This window comes from Streptomyces sp. NPDC050619 (assembly GCF_040654815.1).
Classification (GTDB): Bacteria; Actinomycetota; Actinomycetes; order Streptomycetales; family Streptomycetaceae; genus Streptomyces.
Map to the genome: position 1 here is coordinate 1 of NZ_JBFAIR010000117.1, position 2604 is coordinate 2604.

Sequence of the window (2604 nt, forward strand, 5' to 3'; positions counted from 1 at the left end):
GCCGCAGGGTTCAGGGGCGAAATGAACCGTTCCGGGTTTGATCGAGACTCTAGTGCTCTGACCGGGAAGGTTCGCCGGATTGGCGGTTGCGGCGGTTGGATGTGTGGTGACATGCGATCCGACTGTCGGGGGGTGTGGTGGCTGACCCTGTCCGTGTGCGCAGGTTGACCGACCAGGAAGGGCAGAAGCTGCAGCAGATCGTGCGCCGGGGCAGCACCAGTTCGGTGCGCTACCGGCGCGCGATGATGCTGCTGGCCTCGGCCGGCGGGAACCGGGTCCCGGTGATCGCGAAGCTGGTGCAGGCCGACGAGGACACCGTCCGGGACGTGATCCACCGGTTCAACGAGATCGGCCTGGCCTGCCTGGACCCTCGGTGGGCGGGAGGCCGTCCCCGCCTGCTCAGTCCTGACGACGAGGACTTCGTCGTCCAGACGGCCACCACCCGCCCGACCAAGCTCGGCCAGCCCTTCACCCACTGGTCCGTCCGCAAACTCGCCGCTTACCTGCGGAAAGTTCACGGCCGCGTGATCCGGATCGGCCGCGAGGCGTTACGTGGCCTGCTCGCCCGCCGCGGCATCACCTTCCAGCGCACCAAGACCTGGAAGGAGTCCCCGGACCCCGAGCGCGACGTCAAGCTCGACCGCATCGAGCACGTGCTGGAGCACTTCCCGGATCGTGTCTTCGCATTCGACGAGTTCGGCCCGCTCGGCATCCGGCCCACCGCCGGATCGTGCTGGGCCGAGCAGGGACGTCCCGAGCGGAACCCCGCGACCTACCACCGCACCCACGGCGTGCGCTACTTCCACGACTGCTACTCGGTCGGCGACGACACCCTGTGGGGCGTCAACCGTCGCAAGAAGGGCACCGGGAACACCCTCGCCGCGCTGAGGTCGATCCGCGCGGCCCGCCCGGACGGCGCCCCCATCTACGTCATTCTGGACAACCTCTCGGCCCACAAGGGCGAGACGATCCGACGCTGGGCGAGGAAGAACCGGGTCGAGCTGTGCTTCACCCCGACCTACGCGTCCTGGGCCAACCCGATCGAGGCCCACTTCGGGCCGCTGCGGCAGTTCACCGTCGCCAACTCCAACCACCGCAACCACACCGTCCAGACCCGGGCCCTGCACGCCTACCTGCGCTGGCGCAACACCAACGCTCGGCACCCCGATGTGCTGGCTGCCCAACGCCGCGAGCGAGCCCGCATCCGCAGCGAGAAGGGCCTCCGCTGGGGCGGACGACCGGCGAAAGTCGCGTGACCCTGCCAACGGCATCGGCCACACTGACGCCATGACCGTTGATCGTCAGGCGCTTCAGACTAGTTGGAACCGCACCCGGGCCCCCTCGACGCCGCACGGGAATACCTGACGGACCTGCCCGGCATCAACCTCTCAGCGGTGTTGGAGTTCCTGCAGCACAACGAGCTTGGACTCGCTTTCGACTGCCTGGTCGATCTCGGCGGGGACCTCGACCTGCCGATCTCCTTCTGGCAGCACCTGGACCGAGCGGCTCGTGAGATGCGCCTCTACAGCGAGGCACTGAACAAGCCCCACCTCACGGCCGCCGACTTCTGCCGCCGTCACCTCGCCGCCGCATCCGAGCAGGAGTGACCCCGCCAACCCGGCGAACCTTCCCGGGCAGGGCACTTAGTCGTCGAACTCGAAGCCCGAAGCCTCCGCACGGGCAATGATGTCGCGGACTGCCTCAGGGCTCGTGATGACGGATTCCACGGCCGCCTTGAGACGCGTGAGAACGCTCGAACTCCCGACCGCGCAGAACATGCCAGCCTCGCTGTCGAAATCGAGGCGCTCGGCAATGTCTGGCCAGGCAAACCGCACGAGACCTTCCCAGAAGTACCCGTTCGGCTCGTGCCCGGCGGCAGTTACTGCGGCATCGACAGCCAGGCCACCGGCATCCAACGTCAGCGAATGCTCGCCTTCGAAGTCATGCAGGTTGATGGTCACGGCGTGATCCTCTCACGCCCAGTGCACGGGCTGCCTGACCCCTTGAACCGCTCGTCCGGTCCGTCACTGCTCCCGACCCCGGTGAACCTTTCGGGTCACAGCACTAGAGGCGATGAACGCGGCGATCTTGCTCGGGTTGAACATCCACATCACTCGGTGAATGCCCTTGTGCGAAGCGGCGATCGTCATGAAGATCCGTGGTTGGCCGTCCCGGTAGAGCATCACGCCGCCGCGTCCGTTGGCCTCGACGGGGCGGACCTCCACCTCGCCCCAGAACCGCGGATAGGAGGTCGAGAGGTTCGCCACTCGTTCGCGGCCGAGAACGGGGACGCGAGCCGCGCCCCGCAAGCCGTTGCCGTCGGACAGGCTGACGGAATCCGGGGTGAGGAGTGCCTCGAGTGAGGCGACATTTCCCGTCTGCGCCGCCGAGACGAAGGCATGGAGGAGTTGCCGGTGCTCCGCCGCGTCCACGGTCTCCCGTTGCTCGGTCACGAGATGCTTACGGGCCCTGCTCACGATCTTCCGGACGTTGACGACGCTGAGCTGGAGCATTTCCGCGATCTCGGCATAGGCGTAGTCGAACGCCTCTCGTAGGACATATACGGCCCGCTCTGTGGGAGTCAGCTTCTCCAGCACGAGGAGC

General features: G+C 66.9%; 4 protein-coding genes. 2 read left to right on the forward strand and 2 right to left on the reverse strand.

Annotation, left to right across the window (positions count from 1 at the left end):
- Window positions 1-137 precede the first annotated feature (137 nt).
- Window positions 138-1256, forward strand: a complete 1119-nt coding sequence (locus AB0I77_RS53320) for an IS630 family transposase (protein ID WP_363290292.1) — start codon at window positions 138-140, stop codon at window positions 1254-1256.
- A 63-nt stretch (window positions 1257-1319) separates the two neighbouring features.
- Entirely contained in the window at window positions 1320-1607 is a 288-nt protein-coding gene (locus AB0I77_RS53325; protein WP_363290293.1) for a MafI family immunity protein, read from the forward strand.
- A gap of 36 nt (window positions 1608-1643) precedes the next feature.
- Here AB0I77_RS53325 and AB0I77_RS53330 read toward each other — a convergent pair whose 3' ends face one another.
- Together AB0I77_RS53330 and AB0I77_RS53335 are read right to left on the reverse strand one after the other, a co-directional pair.
- Window positions 1644-1961: an Imm51 family immunity protein gene (locus AB0I77_RS53330; RefSeq protein WP_363290294.1), complete on the reverse strand. Its 318-nt coding sequence runs from the start codon at window positions 1959-1961 to the stop codon at window positions 1644-1646.
- 63 nt (window positions 1962-2024) lie between these two features.
- On the reverse strand, window positions 2025-2604 hold a 580-nt coding region (locus tag AB0I77_RS53335; protein WP_363290295.1), incomplete at its 5' end, for a sigma factor-like helix-turn-helix DNA-binding protein.